The sequence below is a fragment of the Verrucomicrobium sp. BvORR034 genome (assembly GCF_000739635.1).
Classification (GTDB): domain Bacteria; phylum Verrucomicrobiota; class Verrucomicrobiia; order Verrucomicrobiales; family Verrucomicrobiaceae; genus Verrucomicrobium.
In genome coordinates this window covers 1-18,985 of the sequence record NZ_BATQ01000117.1, presented here as the reverse complement: position 1 = coordinate 18,985, position 18,985 = coordinate 1, and the positions used below count along the sequence as shown (strand labels likewise).

At 59.6% G+C, this 18,985-nt stretch carries 17 protein-coding genes; 10 read left to right on the top strand and 7 right to left on the bottom strand.

Annotation, left to right across the window (positions count from 1 at the left end; translation table 11 throughout):
• The first annotated feature begins 35 nt into the window (after positions 1-35).
• Positions 36-911 (top strand): transglutaminase family protein, encoded by an 876-nt coding sequence (locus tag BV034_RS19200; protein ID WP_050028608.1) that lies wholly within the window; start codon positions 36-38, stop codon positions 909-911.
• A 28-nt stretch (positions 912-939) separates the two neighbouring features.
• On the opposite strand, the gene lpxA is transcribed toward BV034_RS19200, so the two are convergent.
• A complete protein-coding gene (gene lpxA, locus BV034_RS19195; protein ID WP_050028607.1) occupies positions 940-1,737 on the bottom strand; it encodes an acyl-ACP--UDP-N-acetylglucosamine O-acyltransferase in 798 nt (265 codons plus the stop codon).
• A 502-nt stretch (positions 1,738-2,239) separates the two neighbouring features.
• On the opposite strand from lpxA, the gene aqpZ reads away from it, so the two are divergent.
• On the top strand, positions 2,240-2,935 hold the full coding sequence (gene aqpZ, locus BV034_RS19190; RefSeq protein ID WP_343123295.1) for an aquaporin Z: 696 nt from the start codon (positions 2,240-2,242) through the stop codon (positions 2,933-2,935).
• A 313-nt stretch (positions 2,936-3,248) separates the two neighbouring features.
• Here the strand turns inward: aqpZ and radC are convergent, their stop codons facing one another.
• Positions 3,249-3,944, bottom strand: coding sequence for a DNA repair protein RadC (gene radC / locus BV034_RS19185; protein WP_009961495.1), 696 nt, complete (start codon positions 3,942-3,944; stop codon positions 3,249-3,251).
• Positions 3,945-4,018: 74 nt separating this feature from the next.
• On the opposite strand from radC, the gene BV034_RS19180 reads away from it, so the two are divergent.
• Entirely contained in the window at positions 4,019-4,906 is an 888-nt protein-coding gene (locus BV034_RS19180; RefSeq protein WP_050028606.1) for a transglutaminase family protein, read from the top strand.
• Positions 4,907-4,924: 18 nt separating this feature from the next.
• Positions 4,925-5,854, top strand: coding sequence for a transglutaminase family protein (locus BV034_RS19175; protein ID WP_050028605.1), 930 nt, complete (start codon positions 4,925-4,927; stop codon positions 5,852-5,854).
• 40 nt (positions 5,855-5,894) lie between these two features.
• Here the strand turns inward: BV034_RS19175 and BV034_RS19170 are convergent, their stop codons facing one another.
• The 3 genes from BV034_RS19170 to cysK form a co-directional block, all read right to left on the bottom strand.
• Positions 5,895-6,905 (bottom strand): polyprenyl synthetase family protein, encoded by a 1,011-nt coding sequence (locus BV034_RS19170; RefSeq protein WP_050028604.1) that lies wholly within the window; start codon positions 6,903-6,905, stop codon positions 5,895-5,897.
• A 272-nt stretch (positions 6,906-7,177) separates the two neighbouring features.
• Entirely contained in the window at positions 7,178-8,218 is a 1,041-nt protein-coding gene (locus tag BV034_RS36190; RefSeq protein ID WP_050028603.1) for a tetratricopeptide repeat protein, read from the bottom strand.
• Positions 8,219-8,275: 57 nt separating this feature from the next.
• Positions 8,276-9,259 carry a cysteine synthase A gene (gene cysK / locus BV034_RS19160; RefSeq protein WP_050028602.1) on the bottom strand — a complete coding sequence of 328 codons (984 nt, stop codon included), beginning with the start codon at positions 9,257-9,259 and terminating at the stop codon, positions 8,276-8,278.
• Positions 9,260-9,393: 134 nt separating this feature from the next.
• Here cysK and BV034_RS19155 point away from each other — a divergent pair, with 134 nt between their 5' ends.
• Positions 9,394-9,678 (top strand): 4a-hydroxytetrahydrobiopterin dehydratase, encoded by a 285-nt coding sequence (locus BV034_RS19155; protein WP_050028681.1) that lies wholly within the window; start codon positions 9,394-9,396, stop codon positions 9,676-9,678.
• Positions 9,679-9,693: 15 nt separating this feature from the next.
• On the opposite strand, the gene BV034_RS19150 is transcribed toward BV034_RS19155, so the two are convergent.
• Entirely contained in the window at positions 9,694-10,110 is a 417-nt protein-coding gene (locus BV034_RS19150) for a ketosteroid isomerase-related protein (RefSeq protein ID WP_050028601.1), read from the bottom strand.
• Positions 10,111-10,454: 344 nt separating this feature from the next.
• On the opposite strand from BV034_RS19150, the gene BV034_RS19145 reads away from it, so the two are divergent.
• From BV034_RS19145 to BV034_RS19125, 5 genes are all read left to right on the top strand, one after another.
• Complete coding sequence (locus BV034_RS19145) at positions 10,455-11,432, top strand: serine hydrolase (RefSeq protein WP_050028600.1); 978 nt, start codon at positions 10,455-10,457, stop codon at positions 11,430-11,432.
• Between the two features lie 77 nt (positions 11,433-11,509).
• Positions 11,510-12,595 carry an ATP-dependent 6-phosphofructokinase gene (locus BV034_RS19140; RefSeq protein WP_050028599.1) on the top strand — a complete coding sequence of 362 codons (1,086 nt, stop codon included), beginning with the start codon at positions 11,510-11,512 and terminating at the stop codon, positions 12,593-12,595.
• Between the two features lie 225 nt (positions 12,596-12,820).
• Positions 12,821-13,300, top strand: coding sequence for an Lrp/AsnC family transcriptional regulator (locus BV034_RS19135; protein ID WP_009961507.1), 480 nt, complete (start codon positions 12,821-12,823; stop codon positions 13,298-13,300).
• Complete coding sequence (locus BV034_RS19130; RefSeq protein WP_050028598.1) at positions 13,297-14,496, top strand: aminotransferase class I/II-fold pyridoxal phosphate-dependent enzyme; 1,200 nt, start codon at positions 13,297-13,299, stop codon at positions 14,494-14,496. The genes BV034_RS19135 and BV034_RS19130 overlap by 4 nt, the downstream gene beginning before the upstream one ends.
• A gap of 19 nt (positions 14,497-14,515) precedes the next feature.
• On the top strand, positions 14,516-15,268 hold the full coding sequence (locus BV034_RS19125; protein ID WP_081887937.1) for a CAAX prenyl protease-related protein: 753 nt from the start codon (positions 14,516-14,518) through the stop codon (positions 15,266-15,268).
• Between the two features lie 1,247 nt (positions 15,269-16,515).
• Here the strand turns inward: BV034_RS19125 and BV034_RS19120 are convergent.
• Positions 16,516-18,165 (bottom strand): ATP-binding protein, encoded by a 1,650-nt coding sequence (locus tag BV034_RS19120; RefSeq protein ID WP_050028596.1) that lies wholly within the window; start codon positions 18,163-18,165, stop codon positions 16,516-16,518.
• Positions 18,166-18,985: the final 820 nt, after the last annotated feature.

The window sequence follows — 18,985 nt, the reverse complement described above, 5'->3', positions numbered from 1 at the left end:
CTAGTTCTGGATCCTCACTTCAAACCACAAGAGTTTTGCGCTACGAGATTCACCATCGCTCCACCTACACCTATGATGAGTCCGTCAGCATCGGACATCATCTGGCACGTCTCGCTCCCCGTGAGATGCTGCACCAGCATTGTGAGTGGCATGGGGTGGATGTGGAGCCGGAGCCGATGAGTCTGGCGGGCCACCGGGACTACTTCGGCAACCAGTGCCTGTTCTTCGCGCTGCATGGGGCGCACAAAACACTGACTGTCACGGCGCACAGCTTCGTGGTGGTGCATCCACCTGTGTTGGCGGCACCCGGGGAGACGCCTCCGTGGGAGGAACTGCGCGAGGCGGTTCGGGGTGATTTCCTGACGCCTGACGTGGCAGCGGGAGAGTATGCGTTCGCCTCGGTGATGGTGAAACCGGGAAAACAGTTTGCTGACTATGCCCTAGAGTCCTTCAAGCCCGGGGTGACGGTTCTCAAGGCGGCGTTGGATCTCAACGAGCGGATTTTCCGTGACTTCAAATTCGATCCGGCCGCCACGGATGTGGCCACCCCGGTGCACGAGGCGTTTGAGAAGCGTCGGGGGGTGTGCCAGGACTTTGCCCACATCTTGATTGCCTGTATTCGCTCACTGGGCATCCCCGCCCGCTATGTATCGGGCTATCTGGAGACCCTGCCTCCTCCGGGCAAACCCAAGCTGGTGGGAGCGGATGCCTCTCATGCATGGGTGAGTGTGTGGTGCGGTCCGGTGCATCAGTGGCAGGATCTTGATCCCACCAACCGATGCCGGCCCCAGGAGCGCCACATCACCGTTGCTTTCGGACGTGACTTCGCAGACGTGTCACCCCTGCGTGGGGTGGTTTACGGCAGCGGGGAACAGAGCCTGAAGGTCGCCGTGGATGTGACGCCGCGGTAGGGGCTGCCCGGAAAGCGGGAGTGCCCTTCTACTCGTCGTCGGCTTCAGAACGCATGCGCAGTGTGCCCACGCCTTTTTTGCTGGGGGCCTCGAAGAACTGCAGGAATTTTTCAGCGTGGTCCGGCCAGGTGCGGGTGCGAGCCTCTGCAACGGCCTGCTTGAGGTTTCTCCCGCTGCGGTAGATGAGATCGAAAAGCTCCTTGATGTGTTTCCGGTCGTCCGAAGAGAAGCCCTGACGGCGGAGACCGATGATGTTCATCCCGGTGATCAGGTTGGTGCGTCCGGCGGAGCAATAGTGGGGAATGTCCTTGCTGAAGGAACTGTTGCCCTGCACCACACAGTAGTCGCCGATGCGCAGAAACTGGTGGAAGACGGCACCGCCGCCCAGGAAGGTGTTGTTTCCCAAGTGCACGTGGCCGGCAATCAGTGCCGCATTGGCAATGATGTTTTTGCTCCCGAGCTTGACGTCGTGGCCGAGGTGCGCCCCCACCATGATGAAGTTGCCATCTCCCACCTCGGTGAGCCCTCCTTCCTTGGAACCCCGGTGAATCGTGACGTGCTCCCTGATGACGTTGTTCCGGCCAATGCGGACCCCGCTCTGGATCGCTGGGGTGAATCCGATGTCCTGGGGGAACTCGCCGATGACGGCAGCCCGGCCGATAGCGGTGCCTTCGCCAATGACGGTGTCTCCTACAATTTGAGCGTGGGGGGCGATCCGGCAACCTGCACCAATTTGCACGGGCCCCTCAATGATCACGTAGGCTCCGATCTCTGCGCTGGGGTCAATTTGGGCTTCAGCGGATACAAGGGCGGTCGGGTGAATCATGGGTGGCAGTTGCGTCGGAAACGTCGGCTAAAAGTTTAGGCGGGAGCGCGGGGAGCGCAACCTTGAGGTGCTAGAGCAGCTCAGGGAGTCGGGAGCGATCCAAGAAACTATCCCACCGCCCCAAATGGCAACGAAGGGTGGTTTGTCCGAACTTTTGCGGAATTTGGATAGAAATTGATCTCATGGTTGAGATATGATTCATAAATTGAAGCAACCCTAAACCCGCATCGGGCAGGCTTCTAACCCTAGAAGTTCCTCGGTGGGCACCTCTCAGCTAATGAATACGAAAAACCAGATCGCGAAGGGATTGGTCTCTGAGAGATCCGGGCAGGAGATGATGCAGGTACGTCTTCTTGGGTTGGCAGGTTCTTCCCAGGACTCATCTCCCCTGTGGATCGAGCAGGAGTATTTCCCTCTGCCGACTTGTGCGGCGGGGGAACGTTAGAAGTGAAATGCAAGACAGCAGCGTCAACAAAAAATCATAGAGAAAGGAACTCAACTCATGTCCATTGCGAAGAAAGCCATTGTGGAATTTCTAGGCACCTTCTGGCTGGTGCTGGGAGGCTGCGGAAGTGCAGTCCTGGCCGCTGCCTTTCCTGAGGTAGGTATCGGTCTGGTAGGGGTGTCGTTTGCCTTCGGGCTTACGGTATTGACGATGGCCTACAGCATTGGCCATATCTCCGGTTGTCACCTGAACCCTGCCGTTTCCATCGGCTTGTTGGTGGGAGGCCGTTTTCCGGCCAAGGATCTGATCCCCTACGTGGTGGCCCAGGTCGCAGGGGGGATTGTGGCTGGTTTTACCCTCTATACGATCGCTAATGGAAAGGCGGGATTCAGTCTGGAAGGCGGGTTCGCATCCAACGGTTTCGCGGAGCATTCGCCGGGTGGCTACAGCCTTGCGGCGGGCTTCCTGACCGAGTTCGTGATGACGTTCATGTTCTTGATCATCATCCTGGGTTCTACAGATGAACGTGCCCCTGCGGGGTTCGCACCCATCGCCATTGGACTTGGCTTGACGCTGATCCACCTGATCAGCATTCCCATCACGAATACTTCGGTCAACCCCGCCCGCAGCACGGGAACCGCCGTGGTGGTGGGTGGTTGGGCGATCTCTCAACTGTGGCTCTTCTGGGTGGCTCCGATCTTGGGAGCGGTTGCAGCGGGGATCTTCCACAAGGTGGTCTGCGCGAAGAATTAGGGAGAGGGTAGTTTCGAGGCAGGGCAGCGTTGCTTCGCTGGTGTACCTGTGATCGCGTTCGTGAGAGCGCGGTCCTGGTGCTGGTGGTTGTGGTGGGCTTGGATGGGGCTGTAGGGCCGCGCCGCCCACCGCACTCGCGTGTAGCTGCGTTTGTGAAAACGCGGTCAGGCGGGGGCGTGTGTTGTTCCCGCTACAGGGTTGTGCGCCCACCGCACTTTTACAAGTGCAGCTACGAGCTACGAGCTACGAGCTACGAGCTACGAGCTACGAGCTGCGATCTGACGAACTGCCATGAGGAGGTGAGGCGGCACTCTCAGATCATGCCGCTTTCTTTGAAGCTGAAGTAGGGCTTGGCGCCTGGTCTGGGGGCGCCGATGACGACGTGGTCGAGGAGCTCGATCTGCATGAGCTGAGCCGCCTCATTGATACGACGGGTGAAACGGCGATCGGCTTCACTGGGGGCCGGGTCTCCGCTGGGGTGGTTGTGCGCCAGGATAAAAGCGTGAGCGCGGTGGATGAGGGCGGCGCGAATAATTTCACGAGGGTGCGCGGGGCTTTCGTTGAGCGTGCCTTGAAAGACCACCTCATCATGCACCAGGCAGAGTTTGGTATTGAGCACCAGAATCCGAAGGGTTTCGTAGCCCTGTCGCGCCATGTCGGCACCCAGATAGCGGTACACCAGCTCTGGGGAGTCCATCTTGTCCTCAAGCACCTCCTCCTGCGCGGCGCGTCGGCCCAATTCGAAGGCGGCCACCAAATGAGCCGTCTTGGCGGGGCCCAGCCCCTTAAACTCTTTCTGCAATTCTTTGGCCGATCGTCGAGACAGATTGCGAAGCGTGCGGTATGTCTTGAGCAGCCGCTGAGCGACTTGAACAGCATTTTCTCCAGGCAGACCCGTATTGATGAAGATCGCCAGAAGTTCGGCGTTGGTGAGGGAGTCTGCCCCGGTGTTGAGGAGGCGCTCACGTGGGCGATCGTTTTCGGGCAGGTCCTGAATGCGCAATTGCATCGGACAAACAACGCCGGGAGAGCTGGCCCGGTCAAGCGGCACCTTGCCTCAACTTTTGCCAAGCCTTTATCATCATGACGCGATTTAACGTTGCCAGCGAGCTGGAATACACCGCTACCCTTCCTGTTACCTTCCTGCTGAACATCCGAGCTGGCGATTGTGAGCGGCAGCGGGTGGAGCAGGAACGGTTTGTGATCACAGGGGGAATCCCTTTTGAAACGCACGTTTGTGCCAGCACCGGCAACCGGTTCGATCTCATCACTCTGGAGGTTCCCGGAATCTACCAGATCCGATACGAGGCCACGGTGGAGGTGTCCGTGGAGAGGCTGGATGGACGGATGCTCCCTGAAACCGATCCCGGGCACTTTGATCTTGAGCTGCTGAATTACCTCTATCCCAGCCGCTATTGCCAGTCAGACCGGCTGGGTGATCTGACGGCCAGTGAGTTCGATGGGGCCGCCACGCCGTATGAGAAGGTGCTGGCCGTCTGCGACTGGATCCGAAATCACGTGAGCTATACAAGCGGGTCCACTCATGCGAGCACCTCCGCGGTGGACACGCTCGTGGAGCGGGCAGGGGTATGCCGGGACTTTGCGCATTTGGGCATTGCTCTCTGCCGGGCCATGAACATCCCCTCACGGTATTTTACCGGGTATGCGTATGAACTGGAGCCGCCGGATTTCCATGCCTGTTTTGAGACCTGGATTGGGGGGCGCTGGTTGGTGTGGGACGCTACGGGGCTGGCCTCGCCAGACGGAATGGTCCGGATCGGTACGGGGAGAGATGCTGCGGACGTTTCCATTTCCACCTCATTCGGGCCGCTCCAGCTCAACCACCAAAAGGTGAGCTGTCTGGCCGTGGACGACTTCTACCAGAAGATGAGCCCATCTGAGATCCGGGAACAGGCTATTTCTCTCACCTCAGCCGAACCGGGTAGGGGGCCGCGCAGCGTGGCGGCTTAGATACTTTCAGTCCACATCATGACCAGATTTCGCATCGTTCATCGCACGGAGTACCGATATGCGGCTCCGGTGAAGTTTGGGCTTCATCGCCTGGTGCTCAGGCCGAGGGAAGGCCACCGCACAACGGTTCTGCAACATCATCTGGCTCTTCAGCCCAAGGCGCGGTTTTTCTGGATGAACGACCTCTATGGAAACCATGTCGCTCTGGCTGAGATCGAAGAAGAGTCAGACCGGTTGGAAATTGTGAGCGAGGTGAAGATGGACGTCGTGGACGCCCTGAGCGATGAGGCTCCTATGGAGGGGAGCCGTTGTTCCGTGGTAGCGCTGCCCGTGGCGTATCCGCTGATCGAAACGGCCGTGGTCGACGGCTATCTGAAGCTGAGCTATCCCGACGAGTCTGAGGTTGTCCGGAGTTGGGTCAACGAGGTGTTAAGGCGGTCTCCCGCGGCCTCCGCCATGGGGGCCGTCGTTCAGATCAACCAGGCCATTCATTCAGGAACGGGATATCGACGTCGTGAAGAGGCGGGCGTGCAAAGTCCCACTCAGACCTTGTCGCTCCGCACGGGATCGTGTCGGGATATGGCCACCCTGATGATGGAAGCCTGCCGCACCTTGGGCATTGCTGCGCGATTCACCAGCGGATACCTCGACACCCGGGCATCCACGGCCGGACACGGAGCCACTCACGCCTGGATCGAGGTGTACCTGCCAGACTGCGGCTGGTGCGGGTTCGATCCCACACTCGGTGAGCAGGTTTCCAACAAGCACATTGCGTTGGGGGCGAGTGCCCATCCTCGTGGGGTGATGCCGGTGAGCGGCATCTTCTCAGGCCCTCCCGGAAGCTACGCTGGCATGAAGGTCAGCGTCCTGATTCAGCGGGAGGAACTGGGTGCCGCGCAAGAGCTGCGACCGAGTGAGGTGCCAGCTCCTGCCGGAATTGTTTCATGAACGAATGGACTGTCGTCGCTTGGAACGGCGCGAGCAGCAATCACACCGAGGTGCGGCACTGGTCGAGCAGGCCGTCAAGGTACTGGGTGATCGTGACCAGCGCTTCCTTGTGAGGGGAGGCATCGAGGCAGATCAGGTCCTTCCTGGCTTCTTCCAGCATTTCCTTGGCCGTGTTGACCGCATGCTCGATGGCCCCGGCGTAGTCGGCGATGCTGGCGAGGATGGTGGTGTCCATGGGTTCACCTTTGAGCACCATGCGTTGCAGCTTGGTGCGTTGGGCCTCGGTGGCGTCACGCAGGAGGAAGAGCATCGGGAGGGTCAGCTTGCCCTTGGCGAGGTCGGTGCCGAGTGTCTTGCCAATCTCCTTCTCATCGCCGACGAGGTCGATGCAGTCGTCGTAGATCTGGTAGGCTGTGCCGAGCCGGTTCCCGTAGTTGTACATGGAGGTCACCACGGAATCGCTGCGGCCATTGAGGCGGGCACCCAGCTCAGTGGCGCTGGCGAACAACGCTGCCGTCTTCATCTCGATGATCTTGAAGTACTCCTCCATCGAGAGGGTGAAATCAAAGCGCCGCTGGGTCTGGAGAATTTCACCGCAAGCCACATCGCGGGAGGCCCGGGCGATCTTGCGGCAGATGGATGACTCATTAAACTGCGTGGCCAGCTCGAGAGCGTAGGCAAAGAGGCTGTCTCCCAGCAGGACGCTGAGGGCGTTGCCCCACTTGGCGGCAGCGGTCGGCATTTCGCGGCGGATAGTGGCACCGTCCATGATGTCATCGTGAACCAGAGAGGCGATGTGGATCATCTCCAGGATGATCGACAGCTGCCGATGCTCGTTGGTCACGCCGCCAGTGGCACCCCCAGCCAAGACGGCCAGGGCAGGGCGGATGCGTTTGCCCGAAGTGTTGCAGACGTAGGAGATGTAGCCTTCGACATTGGGGTCAAAGGCGCGGGCCTGCTCCATCAGCAGTTCTTCGACCCGTTCGATCTCCGGTTTGACAAGCTCAAATGGAAACGCCGGGCGGGGTTTCAAGAACGAGGGAAGCTTCATTTTTCCGGCGTAAGAATCTGATTGTGAAAACTTTCACAAGGAGCGCGAGGCACGGGCGAAGTCAACTTTGGCGGCAAGGAAAGTTTACTTCATTTTGCCACGGGCAGGTGACGGCATTCCACCTGTGCATCCCTTCAACTTTGTTACGCTTGGACTGGGCCAAAGAGCTTTGAAAAGCGAGTTGATCGGGCGGAAGGGGACCAGGTTGCCACAAAAAAAGCCGGTCTGGCGAGTGCCGGACCGGCTTGTGGGAATCTGAAAAAGTAGCTGAACTACTGGGGCGCAGGTGCCGCGGGAGCTTCTGGGGCCGGAGCAGGTGCAGGGGCAGGGGCCGCCGGGGTGGGAATCGGTGCCGGTGCAGGAGCAGGAGTCGCGGGAGCTTCTGGGGCCGGAGCGGGTGCTGGCGCTGGGGCCGGAGTCGCAGGTGCTTCAGGAGCCGGCACAGGAGCAGGAGCAGGTACTGCAGGGGATGCGGAAGCTTCTGGAGCAGGTGCAGGCGCCGGTGTTTGCAGACTCGGAACTGCGGGAGGCGTTGAAAGGGAAGGTGTCTGGAGCCCGGGAATAGAAAGCGGGCCACCGGGGAGGCCGGGGAGACCTGGAATGGTCGGCATCGGCAGGCCGGGCGTTTCAGGGGCCTTCGGTGCTGGAGGCGGATCCACTTCAGTCTGGGGAAGGCCGGCATCAATCATCTTGATGCGCTCATCCACCTGATTCGTGAAGGCGGTCATTTTGCCGGGATAGCGGCTCAACATGCCTTCCAGGAGGGCCTTGGCCTCGGTGGGCTTGCCATCAGCCCAGAGGATGTCTGCACTGTAAATATCTGCAGCTGGCAGCAGTTCGCTCGCGGAATGGGATTTCTTCAAGGTTTCAAAGGACTGGGCGGCCCCGTCCTTGTCTCCCAAGGCCATCTGCTTGCTGCCAAGTGCGAGCAGAGCGCTGGCATGCAGCGTGTGCTGGGCGTGCGATTTGACGAATTCCTGGAGAACTTCGGTAGAGGTCTCCTTTTTGCCTTCTTTCCAGAGCAGGTCGGCCTTCAGCAGCAGGGCGTTGCCTGCTGCTGTGGAACCGGGATACTTGGCGATCACCACATCGCAATCTTCAATCGTAGAGGCGGCGGTGAAACGCTCGGCTGCTTCCACCTCAGTCTTGTGTTTGAAGTGACGCGAAATGGCGACAGTCAACAGGACCACAGCCAACAAGGCCACGCCCACGAGGATCTTTTTGATGTGCTGCTCCAGGAACTCTTCAACCTTGCCTTGGGGAGGAGGGGTGAGATCAATCTCTGGGGCCGATTTGGGCGTGAATTCTGACATGTTGAGGTGACTGGCTGGGGATGCGTGCGGCGGACTGAAAAGAGGCAAGGAGGCGGATTACGCTCCGACTTTGGCGCGGGCCTCGTCCGCCAGAGCGGTGGAGAGGTAACGCTCGCCAGTGGAGCAGGCAACGGTGACGATGAGTTTGCCTTTGTTTTCGGGGCGCTTGGCCACCTCAATAGCGGCCACGACGTTGGCTCCGGTGGAGATGCCGACAAGGATGCCTTCTTCTTTGGCGAGACGGCGGGCCATGGCGAAAGAGTCGTCGTTGGACACCTTCACGCACTCCACGATCTGGGGATTGCCAGCGCTATCCTTGAGGTGGAGGTTCTTGGGCACGAAGCCTGCGCCAGTGCCCTGGATTTTGTGCGGTCCGGGTTGGACGGGTTCACCTGCGAGGGTCTGGTTGATCACAGGGGAGGCTTCCGGCTCCACGGCGATGGCCTGGAAGGATGCCTTGCGGGGCTTGATCACTTCCACGCAACCGGAGATAGTGCCGCCCGTGCCGACTGCTGCCACGAGGATGTCAACTTGCCCCTCGGTATCGGCCCAGATTTCCTCGGCTGTGGTTTTCTGGTGAATGGCAGGGTTGGCGGGGTTCTCGAACTGCTGGGGCATCCAGGCGTTCGGTGTGGAACTTACGATTTCCTCGGCCTTGGCGATGGCGCCTTTCATGCCCTGTGGACCCGGCGTCAGCACGAGATCAGCACCGAGCAAGGCGAGAAGGGTGCGGCGCTCGAGAGACATGGTCTCTGGCATCGTGAGGATGAGCTTGTAGCCCTTGGCGGCGGCCACGAAAGCGAGGGCGATGCCGGTGTTGCCGCTGGTGGGCTCGACGATCACGGTATCCTTGGTGAGCACGCCGCGCTGTTCAGCGTCTTCAATCATGGCCATGCCGATGCGATCCTTCACGGAACCCAGGGGGTTGAAGAACTCACATTTCAGAGCGATCGTGGCTTCGAGACCTTCGGTGACCCGGTTGAGCTTTACCAGTGGGGTGCGACCGACGGTTTCTACGATATTGTTGTAAATCTGACCCATAGGATTTAGGCGGCAGGTGATGGTTGCAGAAAAGCCCGCCGTGTGTACCACGGCGAGGGGTTGTTTATAGGTGAGGCGAACTACCTTGCAAGGCAAAAAGGATGCACGTCTGGAAAACCGTGCCATGGTCAAAAATGCCTGAATTGCTCGATGAACCCTCGCTGGAGTCAGAACTGGCCACTGTGCCGGAATGGAAGAAAGAGGGGGCCGAAATCACCCGCACGTTTTCATTTCCGTACTATCTGGCGGGCATCAGCTTTGTGAACGAGGTGGCCACCCGGGCTGAGGCGCTGAATCACCACCCAGACATTCAGATTGGGTGGCGGAAGGTGACGCTCCGTCTCAGCACCCATAGCAAAAGCGGTCTGACGGAGCTGGACTTCTCCCTGGCTCGCGAGGTGGATCAGATTGCCAGTTGATCCCTTCCGGGGAAGCTAGGCTCCGACGAGTCGCAGCCATTCCTGGAGGTTGTAGTAGTTGGTGATGCGGTCGACCTTGCCGCTCACCAACTCGAAGAAGGCGCCCACACGCAGGTAGTATTTCTGTCCGGTAGCCTCGGGCAGACCCGCGTCGGTGGACTGGTACGTGCCATCAATGAAAAACTCCGCAGCGGCGCGGGTGCCGTCCTCGCTGGCAAACACCTGGAGTTCTTTGACCTGCTCTGCGTAGCAACGGTCCATCCGTGCCAGGAAGGTGCGGAATTTTTCCCTGCCTGCTTCCTGGCCACCTTGGTTGGTGTCGTGCCGCACTTCGTCTGTGAGCAGGGCCAAAAAGGCCTCGCGGTCGCCGGAGTTGAAGGTTTCGTAGTAGGAGGTGACCAGGGCGAGAGCGGATTCGCGGGCGGTGGACATGATGATGGTGGGGATGAAAAAAGGGGACGGTGCAACCCAATGTGGCCGTGGGCTGTTTGATAGATCGCAGGGGCGTCGGCTGCAAGGGCATCACGCCAAGGATTCGCACTAGGGAAAATCTTTCAGAACCTGTTGGGATGAAAATGCCAGCGGTGGCAGGTGAGATTGGACTGACTGAGCGAAGTGAGGATTCGCCGGGGTGTGTCCAGCCTCAAAATGCCTCGCAACACCCCCGGCATTTTCATCCCAACAAGTTCTCAGGGATGAATTTCGAGAATCAATGGTGGCCGCGCGCAACCAAGAACCCTTGACCCTTCCGCCATGCCCGCTAGTGTGCCGCTCCCATGTTTCACCCCAACCATGTGTACGACAAGATGCGTCGCTCTTTTGCAAGATTGTTAAGTGTCGCGGTGGTCGCCTGTTTTGCAGGCGCCAGCATGGTGCATGCCCAGTCCAGCGTGATCGCCGTGGACGTGTACAACAAGAAGATCCATGTCGAGGCGGGCGGGAACTTGAAGCGTCCGGTGGGTGGGTTGACCAAGATGGCCACGGCTCTGGTCGCTCTGGACTGGTCGGAAGCCACCAAAGTGCCTCTCAACACGCTGGCAACGGTCTCGCCTGAGGCGTTGCAAATCGCGGGCATGAACCCTCTGCAATTGGTGCCGGGCGATCAGATCACCCTGCGGGACCTGCTGTACGCCTCCATGATGTCCTCAGACAATGTCGCGGCGACGACGCTGGCGCTCTTCGTCGGGCAGGACGTCAACTACCGTCGAGGCCGGACTGGGGATCCCCTGGCTGCCTTTGTGACGGAGATGAACTACCTCGCGGCCCGCGAAGGGATGGTGAACACCAAGTTTACCAATCCGCACGGGCTGGAGAACAGCCGGTCTGTCCCATACTCCACCGCCGCAGACATGGCCCGGCTCAGCATGTATGCGATCTCCCGCGCTCCCTTCCGGTTCTACACCAACCAAAAGACACGCAACATCACGGTTCTGCGCGGCGGGCAGCCGGTGAGTGTGCCCATGCAGAATACCAATGCGCTGCTGGGCGTGGGCATGATCGACGGTATCAAGACTGGCAACACGCCCCGCTCGGGAGGCTGCGTGATCGTTTCAGAGGAACGCCGCGGCACGATCATGAAGGAAAACGGCCGTGAAGTCCTCTACCGTCACCGCATGGTGACCGTGGTCCTGGGCTCGGCGGACCCTTTTGCGGAGACCCAAGGACTGCTTCAGCAGGCTTGGGGCGTCTATGACGGCTGGCTTCAGTCAGGCCGGGCTGTGACGGATGCCAAACAATTGCTAAGCGGCTTTTGATCGCATTTCCCGCTGTCATTTCTCCTCACCACAGCAACCAGATTAAGAACAACACCAACACCTAGACTCCCTAAACTATGCGCATTGGCATCCTCAACAGCGGCGGCGATTGCCCCGGACTTAACGCAGTGATTCATGGGGTGGTCGGGGCGGCCACTGAACTCGGCTGGGAGGTTATCGGATTCCGCGACGGATTTGAGGGGCTGCTGCCCAATGGCCCTGGGCACATCAAGCTGGATGTGGACCGTACGGTCGGGATTCTCAAGTTGGGTGGCACCATTCTGGGCACCACGAACAAGGGAAACTTTGCCGCCAAGATTGGCGTGGACAACGTGGCGCTCGTGCCTGTGGAGATCATGGATCAGGCCAAGGCCACCATCAAATATCTCGGCATTGAGGCACTGATCATCGTGGGGGGCGACGGTTCCCTGACCACCGCTCTGCAGCTTTGCAACGAAGGCGTGCCCGCTGTGGGCGTGCCCAAGACGATCGACAACGACCTGCAAGCCACGGCGATGACGTTCGGCTTTGACTCCGCGGTAGCCACGGTGGTGGACGCTCTGGACCGTCTGCATACGACCGCAGACAGTCACCAGCGCGTGATGGTGGTGGAAGTGATGGGGCGTCACGCTGGCTGGATCGCCCTTTGGGGTGGCATCGGCGGCGGCGCAGACATCGTGCTGCTCCCTGAAATCAAGTTCAACATCGACAACGTGGCCCGTCAGGTGAATCACCTGTATGCGACCGGTCACCGCTCGGTGCTGATCGTTGTGGCCGAAGGCGCAGAGCTGGAAGATGGCAGCCTCATGACCCGCGAGCAGATGGACGCAGAGCGTCGTCAGGTGAAGCTGGGTGGCATTGGTGAATATGTGGGCCGCAAAGTGGAGCAGCTTACCGGCAAGGAAACCCGCGACGTGCGTCTGGGCCACCTTCAGCGTGGCGGTTCGCCGACGCCTTTGGACCGTATTCTTGGCACCCGTTTCGGCGTGAAGGCGGTGAATCTGATTCGCGAGAAGAAGTTCGGCCGCATGGTCAGCTACCAGAGCTACCACGTCGGTGACGTCTCCATTGAAGAGGCCGTGAACCAGCTCCGTCTGGTGCAGCCGGACAGCGAAGTGGTGCAGGCTGCCCGCTCCGTGGGCATCAGCTTTGGCGATCGTTGATTTTGACGTAGCTTTCATAGAGCGCAGGTCCCGGTTTGTCGGGCCTGCGCTCTTTTTTGTGCCCGGAGGGGGGGCAGACTATGGGGGCCAAGTCGTTGGTGCCGAATTCGGTGCGGCGCTGGTCCGGCGACCGTGAACTGTATTCCAACACAGTCACATTTGCATCGAAACGGGGCCGTGAATCCTCTCGCAAGCTGTAAAACCTAGGTTAGGTTTGCCGTCCCTATGGAACGTCTATTGGAACTCCTAAAAGAAAATGCACGCCTCAGCGCGGGCGATATCGCTACGCGTTTGGGCATCACTGAAGCCGAAGTCGCCGCCCGAATCGCCGCCCTTGAGAAAGAAGGCGTCATTCTGGGGTACCATGCCGTGGTGGACCGTGAAAAGACGGATCACTCCGGTGTGACGGCTTTCATTGAGGTGCGCATCACCCCGGAAAGCGGCGGCGGATTTGACCGCTTTGCCCGCCGGGTGTCGCAGTATGAGCAGGTCCGTGGTTGCTACCTGATGAGCGGCGCCTATGACCTGGCGGTGGTGGTGGAGGGCAAGGACCTCTATGACGTGGCCCGCTTTGTGGCCGAGAAGCTGAGCACCCTGGATGTGGTGCTGTCCACCGCCACGCACTTCCAGTTGCGTACGTACAAGCATGACGGCTTCATGCTCAACACGCCGCCCACCGACGGCCCTCTTCTTGTGTCGCCATGAGCCATCCTCGCAAACTGGATTTGGAGAGCAAGCTGTCCACCCAGCTCAGCGGGATTCCCCGCTCGGGCATTCGTGACTTCTTCGAGCTCGTCATTGGTCGTAGTGATGTCATCTCCCTCGGGGTGGGTGAGCCTGACAAGCCGACTCCCTGGCCCATCCGTGAGGCCGCGATCCGCTCCCTGGAAAAGGGGCAGACCAGCTATACCTCGAACCTGGGGCTGGAGTCGCTTCGTATCGGCATCAGCAAGTACGTGGAGGAGCACTTCCGTGTTTCCTATGACCCGAAGACGGAGATCCTGGTCACCGTCGGCGTCAGTGAGGCGTTGGATCTGGCCTTCCGCGCCGTGCTCAACCCGGGTGATGAGGTGATTTTTCACCAGCCCTGCTATGTGTCCTACGGACCGAGCATCACGATGGCGTATGGCGTGCCGGTGCCAGTGAACACCCGTCTGGAGGACAACTTTGCCCTCAAGGCTTCTGATGTGGAAAAGGCGATCACCTCGCGCACGAAGGTCATCGCATTGAACTTTCCCACCAACCCGACCGGCGCTGTGGAGCCCCCGGAGGAACTGGAGAAGATTGCCGCCCTCTGTGTGAAGCATGATTTGCTCTGCTTCACGGATGAGATCTACAGCGAGCTGCTCTATGACGGGGCCAAGCACAAGAGCATCGTGGAGTATCCCGGCATGCGGGAGCGCACAGTGCTGCTGCATGGGTTTTCCAAGGCGTTCGCCATGACGGGTTGGCGCTTGGGCTATGCCTGTGCGCCGGCGCCGCTGCGTGAGGCGATGATGAAGATCCACCAGTACTGCATGCTCTGCGCTCCGATCATGAGCCAGATGGCAGGGGTGGAGGCGCTGCGTCTTGGGGCTGAGGCTTATGAGGGCATGCGCCAGAGCTACGAAGAGCGCCGCAACTTTGTGGTGAAGCGGCTCAATGAAATGGGCCTCCATTGCTTTAACCCAGGCGGGGCGTTTTACGTCTTCCCGGATGTGAGCTCGACGGGCCTCACGGGCCGCGAGTTTGCGCTGAAGCTGCTGGAGGAGCAGAGCGTGGCCGTGGTGCCGGGCGATGCCTTCGGCCCGAGTGGAGAGTTGTGTGTACGGTGTTGCTACGCCACCGCGCCGGATCTCCTGGAGAAGGCCATGGACGGGATGGCGGCTTTCGTCGCCAAGTATCGCAAGGCTGGAGCCTGATGCAGCCCAACTGATCTGCATGCCGTTGTGGACCGACATACGCCGCTCTCCTGTGGCGGCGCATGTCGTGCCCCTGGCGGTGTTCATGCTGATCGGGGCCTTGCAGCCGCTCGTGGGGGTGGAGAATCTCCAACTCCCCTGGTGGAGGCATGCTCCAGAACACTGGATCTACCCGCTGCAAACGCTGGTGGCAGGGGGGCTTCTGCTGGCCTTCCGGTCGCACTATCAGCTGGCCCCCTGGCGGGGGCTTGGCTGGGCGGTCGGGTTGGGGACGCTGGGCATTGTCTGGTGGTGTGGCCCGGCGCTGCTTTATGAGAATCTCGCCGCTTCGGGAACGAAAGTTCCGGAATGGATGGAATGGCTGGGGCTGGCAGAGCGCAAGGACGGGTTTGATCCGAGTCTTTTCGAAGGAAACGGTGCGGCCTATGCAGCCGTTGTGGTGATGCGCTTCATTCGCATGGTCGTCGTCGTGCCCTTGATTGAGGAGATTTTCTGGCGCGGTTTCCTGATGCGGTATGTCCAGGCGGATGGCGGCGATTTCAGGAAAGTACCCTTTGGCCGGCATGACTGGCGGACGTTTGCGATTGTCACGGGTTGTTTTATGGCGGCCCATGCCCCCGTGGATTGGTTGGGTGCGTTGGGATTTGGGGCGTTGATGTACTGGCTGACCGTGAAGTCCCGGAGTTTAGGGGCCTGCGTCGTGATGCATGCCGTGGCCAATTTGTTGTTGGGGCTTTATGTTATGTGGACACGGCAGTGGGGATTTTGGTGAGGGTGGGGATGGAGTGATGGAGTGATGGAGTGATGGAGTGATGGAGTGAGCGGCGGGGTGTTGGATAGGCGGTTGGATCTGAGCGGGACCATCGCTGTAGACGCTTCAGTTAGTGCCTGCCAAGGAACCTTGGATGCGCAAGGCTCCCAGACCGCCACAACTCCTTCGGAGTAAAAACCTCCAACACCCGTACCCAACGTAGACTCGCTGGAAGCTCGTCAACGTTGGGCTTGTAGCCCCATCCTCTTCGAGGAAGAACTTCGACTGAGCCGGTTTCTTGTCGGCCTGCCAGCCGCAGTCCAAAGCTCATCCCAGAATGGGATGTGTAGCACAGCCCAATGTTGGACGAGCCTCAAGCGAGTCGACGTTGGGTATGTATGGAAAAGAGGTCCAACGCTGAAAGCGTTGCGTAGATGCTCCGTCCCCTGACCCTCCTTGACTGGCAGTATCAGCCGAATGCATCTTGGGCAGCTGGGATAGGCGGCGACTTGAGCAAGTGCATCGCTACAGGCGCTTCAGTTAGCGTCTCCTTACGTCGACAACTAGCAATTGGTGTTGTGGGTTGCTCGGCAGAATGCTTTGTCGCAGACCCAGAGTGTCCGTAGGCACGCTGAGGATGGCAGGCTGGCGGAGATGAGGGGTGAAGTTGGCATGTGTATCCGGTAGGCGAGATCGGCGTCGAGCCGCACGCACTCCAAGACGCTTCGCGACACTTGTATGTCCCAATCAAGGGGTTGCCCTATGTGGCATGGCCGATGAACGCGTCAGCGTCTTGGAGTAGCTGGTGGCTCGACGCCGCTTTGGTGCCCCTGTGATTTCCTGCAATCCCGAGAGGTCAGCAGGGCTGATGACGACCTCGTCCGTTCAGCCTGCCTCAGGCACAAGATCGACCAGCGCCTTTCCTTATGCCAGGACATACCTGAGGTCCTTGTAGTTATCGACGTGAGGAGAATAGACCACCCCTGCGCGCTTTTTTGGGGTGACAGCCAAGGAACCAACTCCTGCTCAGTCCGCAGTTCATACCCGAAGGGGATTTGGAGCACAGCCCAGTAGTTGGACTAGCCCTAAGCCAGTCAACCCTGGGTACCTTTTCCTCGAAGAGGATATGGCTACAAGCCCAACGTTAACGAGCTTCCAGTGAGGTTACGTTGGGTAGGTGAGAGTAGAGAGACTACTCCGGAGGAGTTGTGGCGGTCTGTTCTGGCGTGTTGCAACACGCAAGGTTCTTGGTGCCAACATCATTTCCCTTACGAGGGCAGGGCCGGAGGGGGACCTGAGGAATGTTTGTCGAGCACGCTGCGGACGGTGCCGGTCAGTTCTCCTACTTCGTAGGGTTTATAGAGGCTGGCATCGGGGAGCATGCCGTGGGCATCGCGGAAGGCGGCGGGGTCAAAGAGGAAGCCGCTGCAGAGGACCACGGGCTGGGAGGGGATCATTTTCCGGATCTCCACCATGGCGTCAGGGCCGGAAAGACGGGGCATGGCGACATCTAGAAGAACGAGATCAGCCACGTTGCCGGGAGTTTTCATCCAGTCCACCGCTTCCTGGCCATCGCAGGCGGTGAAGACCTGGTAGCCGGCACCGCTGAGGAGGCGCTTGCTGACGTTGCGGACAAGCGGGTCGTCATCCACCACCAAAATCACTTCTGTGCCTGAGGGTTTGGGTGGGATTGGATTGGCTGTTACGACACTCGTTGTGGCCATGTCGGGCATCGAGGTGCTCCGGGGCAGGAAGACAGAGAAGACGGCTCCTTGGCCCAAGTGAGATTCGCATTCAACCCAGCCCCCCAGTTTTTCGACGATATCGCGGGAGGAGGACAGTCCCAGGCCTGTTCCTTCGCCGCGGGGCTTCGTGGTGAAGAAGGGTTCAAACAAGCGGCTCATGACCTCCGAGGGAATGCCAGGGCCGTTGTCCTGCACCTCAATGCAGACGTAGTCGCCAAGCTTGGCACCGTTGGACAGGCCTTCAGGGGGAGCGGTGCGCGCCCGGTTGGAGGCGGTGATGAGAATTTCGCTGTTGCTGCGGCCTTTCATGGCGTCCACCGCATTCACACACAGGTTCATGAGGACCTGCTGGAGATCGCTGCGATCAGCCATCGCGGGCCAAAGGGTGCGAGGTGTCTGTACCTCCACCTGGACCAAGACAGAGATAGAGTGCTTCAGGAGATCCCGCACCTCAGTCACAATGGTGCGGATGTCGGTGCTCTCAACGGAGTGCTTGTTGTGCCGGGCGTGGCAAAGCATCTGTTTTACCAGCTCCCGCCCGCCTGCGGCTGCCTTGAAGGCATCGGCCAACAGGGAGATCACTTCCGCGGTGGATTGCCCAGATGGATTGGCGTTGAGCTGCTGGAGCGCGATCCCAAGATTGCCGGTGATGGCCGTCAGCAGGTTGTTGAAATTGTGAGCGATCCCGCCAGCAAGAATTCCGATGGCCTCCATCTTCTGGGCCTGCTGAAGTGCGCCTTCCAGATTGCGGATATCCGTGCGGTCTCTCCAGAAAACGACCCTTTCGGTGGCTGGCGTGCCTGGAATGGGGCTGACGAGGATGGTGGAAAGCTTGAGGATCTTTGGCGCGGGTTTGATCAGCTCCCATTCCTCGTTGTAGAGGGAAGCCGGATCATTGAGCAGGATCTGCCACTTCTTTGCAAAGGCCTCTGGCGAGGCGAAGCAGCCCTCCAACTGCCCCTGAAGATCTTTCAGTCCGGATGGGCAGGGGAGTTCTGGGGCGAGACCAAAAATCTCCAGAAACTTTGCATTGGCCGCCAGAATACGGTTGCTTGAGTCCAGCACCAGAAAGGCATCCGGGATCAGGTCGGCGAGGGCGTGAAAACGAGCCAGATGGTAGGGTGGAAGGGGCGTAGGGTCGGACAAAACCTTCTCCTCGGGAGAATTTGGCATGCCGCTATTGTCATCTGAGCTTTCCCTCGCGTGAGACTCTCGACCCATAATTACGAAATATAACCATACTATTGTGGATACAAAACATAATTGTCATAATTATTTGCATATAGTTTAGATTTACTGAGTTTTTGATGATGTAGATTATTGAGGTTTTGGGTCGGGGAGAGCGCGAAAGTGCGGGAGATTTTGGCGGTGATAGTCCCAGAGGAGGGGCCGCGCCACACGTTCCGGCGTCCCTCCGGGACGCGATCGCGCGGGTAGATGGTGATCCGGTGGTTGGCACCACCGGCTACAGTCCAGCGTCCCTCCGGGACGAAAGAGGGCGTGGGCTTTACTCCTTATTCCTTCGTTGGCGCTACCCTATCCCGTTTGCTGGACGAAGCGCGGTATCACGACGGTTCGGTGTAATCAGCGTCCAGCCCTTTTTGGGGTGAGGCTGCCTTTTCAGTGCCCAACGAGCTGACCTCAGTGTTGGAGTTCCGCGTTTACGCGGTCAAGCCAAGGAATACCCAATGCGTTGCGTCATCTGGGGTGGTACAAGGGCGGGGATCGCGAGGTGAGCGACCCCTGATTTGGCAATCCCGACAGGTCGGGATGCCCTACAGCCCGGGGCTGTTGGGAACTGAGGGTGATGAGGCGGTGTTGTGGGACGTTTGGGGCGTGAGCGGGGCTGGGAACCCCCGCCTCCTTTATCATGGGGACAGGCTGTGAGGTGACTTGGCCGCGGAGTACAGGAGGCAGGGGCTCCGGCCCCGCGGACTTGTTGGGGGGCCGGAGTGGGAGAGGGGCGTGGGGGGCTGGGGCAGGAATGTCTCTT

Bases quoted from the DNA above. Each gene is read 5' to 3' on its own strand.
- BV034_RS19180 (WP_050028606.1), top strand. From the start codon at position 4,019: ATGACGCGATTTAACGTTGCCAGCGAGCTGGAATACACCGCTACCCTT.
- BV034_RS19130 (WP_050028598.1), top strand. From the start codon at position 13,297: ATGAGCCATCCTCGCAAACTGGATTTGGAGAGCAAGCTGTCCACCCAG.
- BV034_RS19155 (WP_050028681.1), top strand. From the start codon at position 9,394: ATGCCTGAATTGCTCGATGAACCCTCGCTGGAGTCAGAACTGGCCACT.
- BV034_RS19170 (WP_050028604.1), bottom strand. From the start codon at position 6,905: ATGAAGCTTCCCTCGTTCTTGAAACCCCGCCCGGCGTTTCCATTTGAG.
- BV034_RS19135 (WP_009961507.1), top strand. From the start codon at position 12,821: ATGGAACGTCTATTGGAACTCCTAAAAGAAAATGCACGCCTCAGCGCG.
- BV034_RS36190 (WP_050028603.1), bottom strand. From the start codon at position 8,218: ATGTCAGAATTCACGCCCAAATCGGCCCCAGAGATTGATCTCACCCCT.
- BV034_RS19125 (WP_081887937.1), top strand. From the start codon at position 14,516: ATGCCGTTGTGGACCGACATACGCCGCTCTCCTGTGGCGGCGCATGTC.
- cysK (WP_050028602.1), bottom strand. From the start codon at position 9,259: ATGGGTCAGATTTACAACAATATCGTAGAAACCGTCGGTCGCACCCCA.
- radC (WP_009961495.1), bottom strand. From the start codon at position 3,944: ATGCAATTGCGCATTCAGGACCTGCCCGAAAACGATCGCCCACGTGAG.
- aqpZ (WP_343123295.1), top strand. From the start codon at position 2,240: ATGTCCATTGCGAAGAAAGCCATTGTGGAATTTCTAGGCACCTTCTGG.
- lpxA (WP_050028607.1), bottom strand. From the start codon at position 1,737: ATGATTCACCCGACCGCCCTTGTATCCGCTGAAGCCCAAATTGACCCC.
- BV034_RS19150 (WP_050028601.1), bottom strand. From the start codon at position 10,110: ATGTCCACCGCCCGCGAATCCGCTCTCGCCCTGGTCACCTCCTACTAC.
- BV034_RS19120 (WP_050028596.1), bottom strand. From the start codon at position 18,165: ATGCCAAATTCTCCCGAGGAGAAGGTTTTGTCCGACCCTACGCCCCTT.
- BV034_RS19145 (WP_050028600.1), top strand. From the start codon at position 10,455: ATGTTTCACCCCAACCATGTGTACGACAAGATGCGTCGCTCTTTTGCA.
- BV034_RS19175 (WP_050028605.1), top strand. From the start codon at position 4,925: ATGACCAGATTTCGCATCGTTCATCGCACGGAGTACCGATATGCGGCT.
- BV034_RS19140 (WP_050028599.1), top strand. From the start codon at position 11,510: ATGCGCATTGGCATCCTCAACAGCGGCGGCGATTGCCCCGGACTTAAC.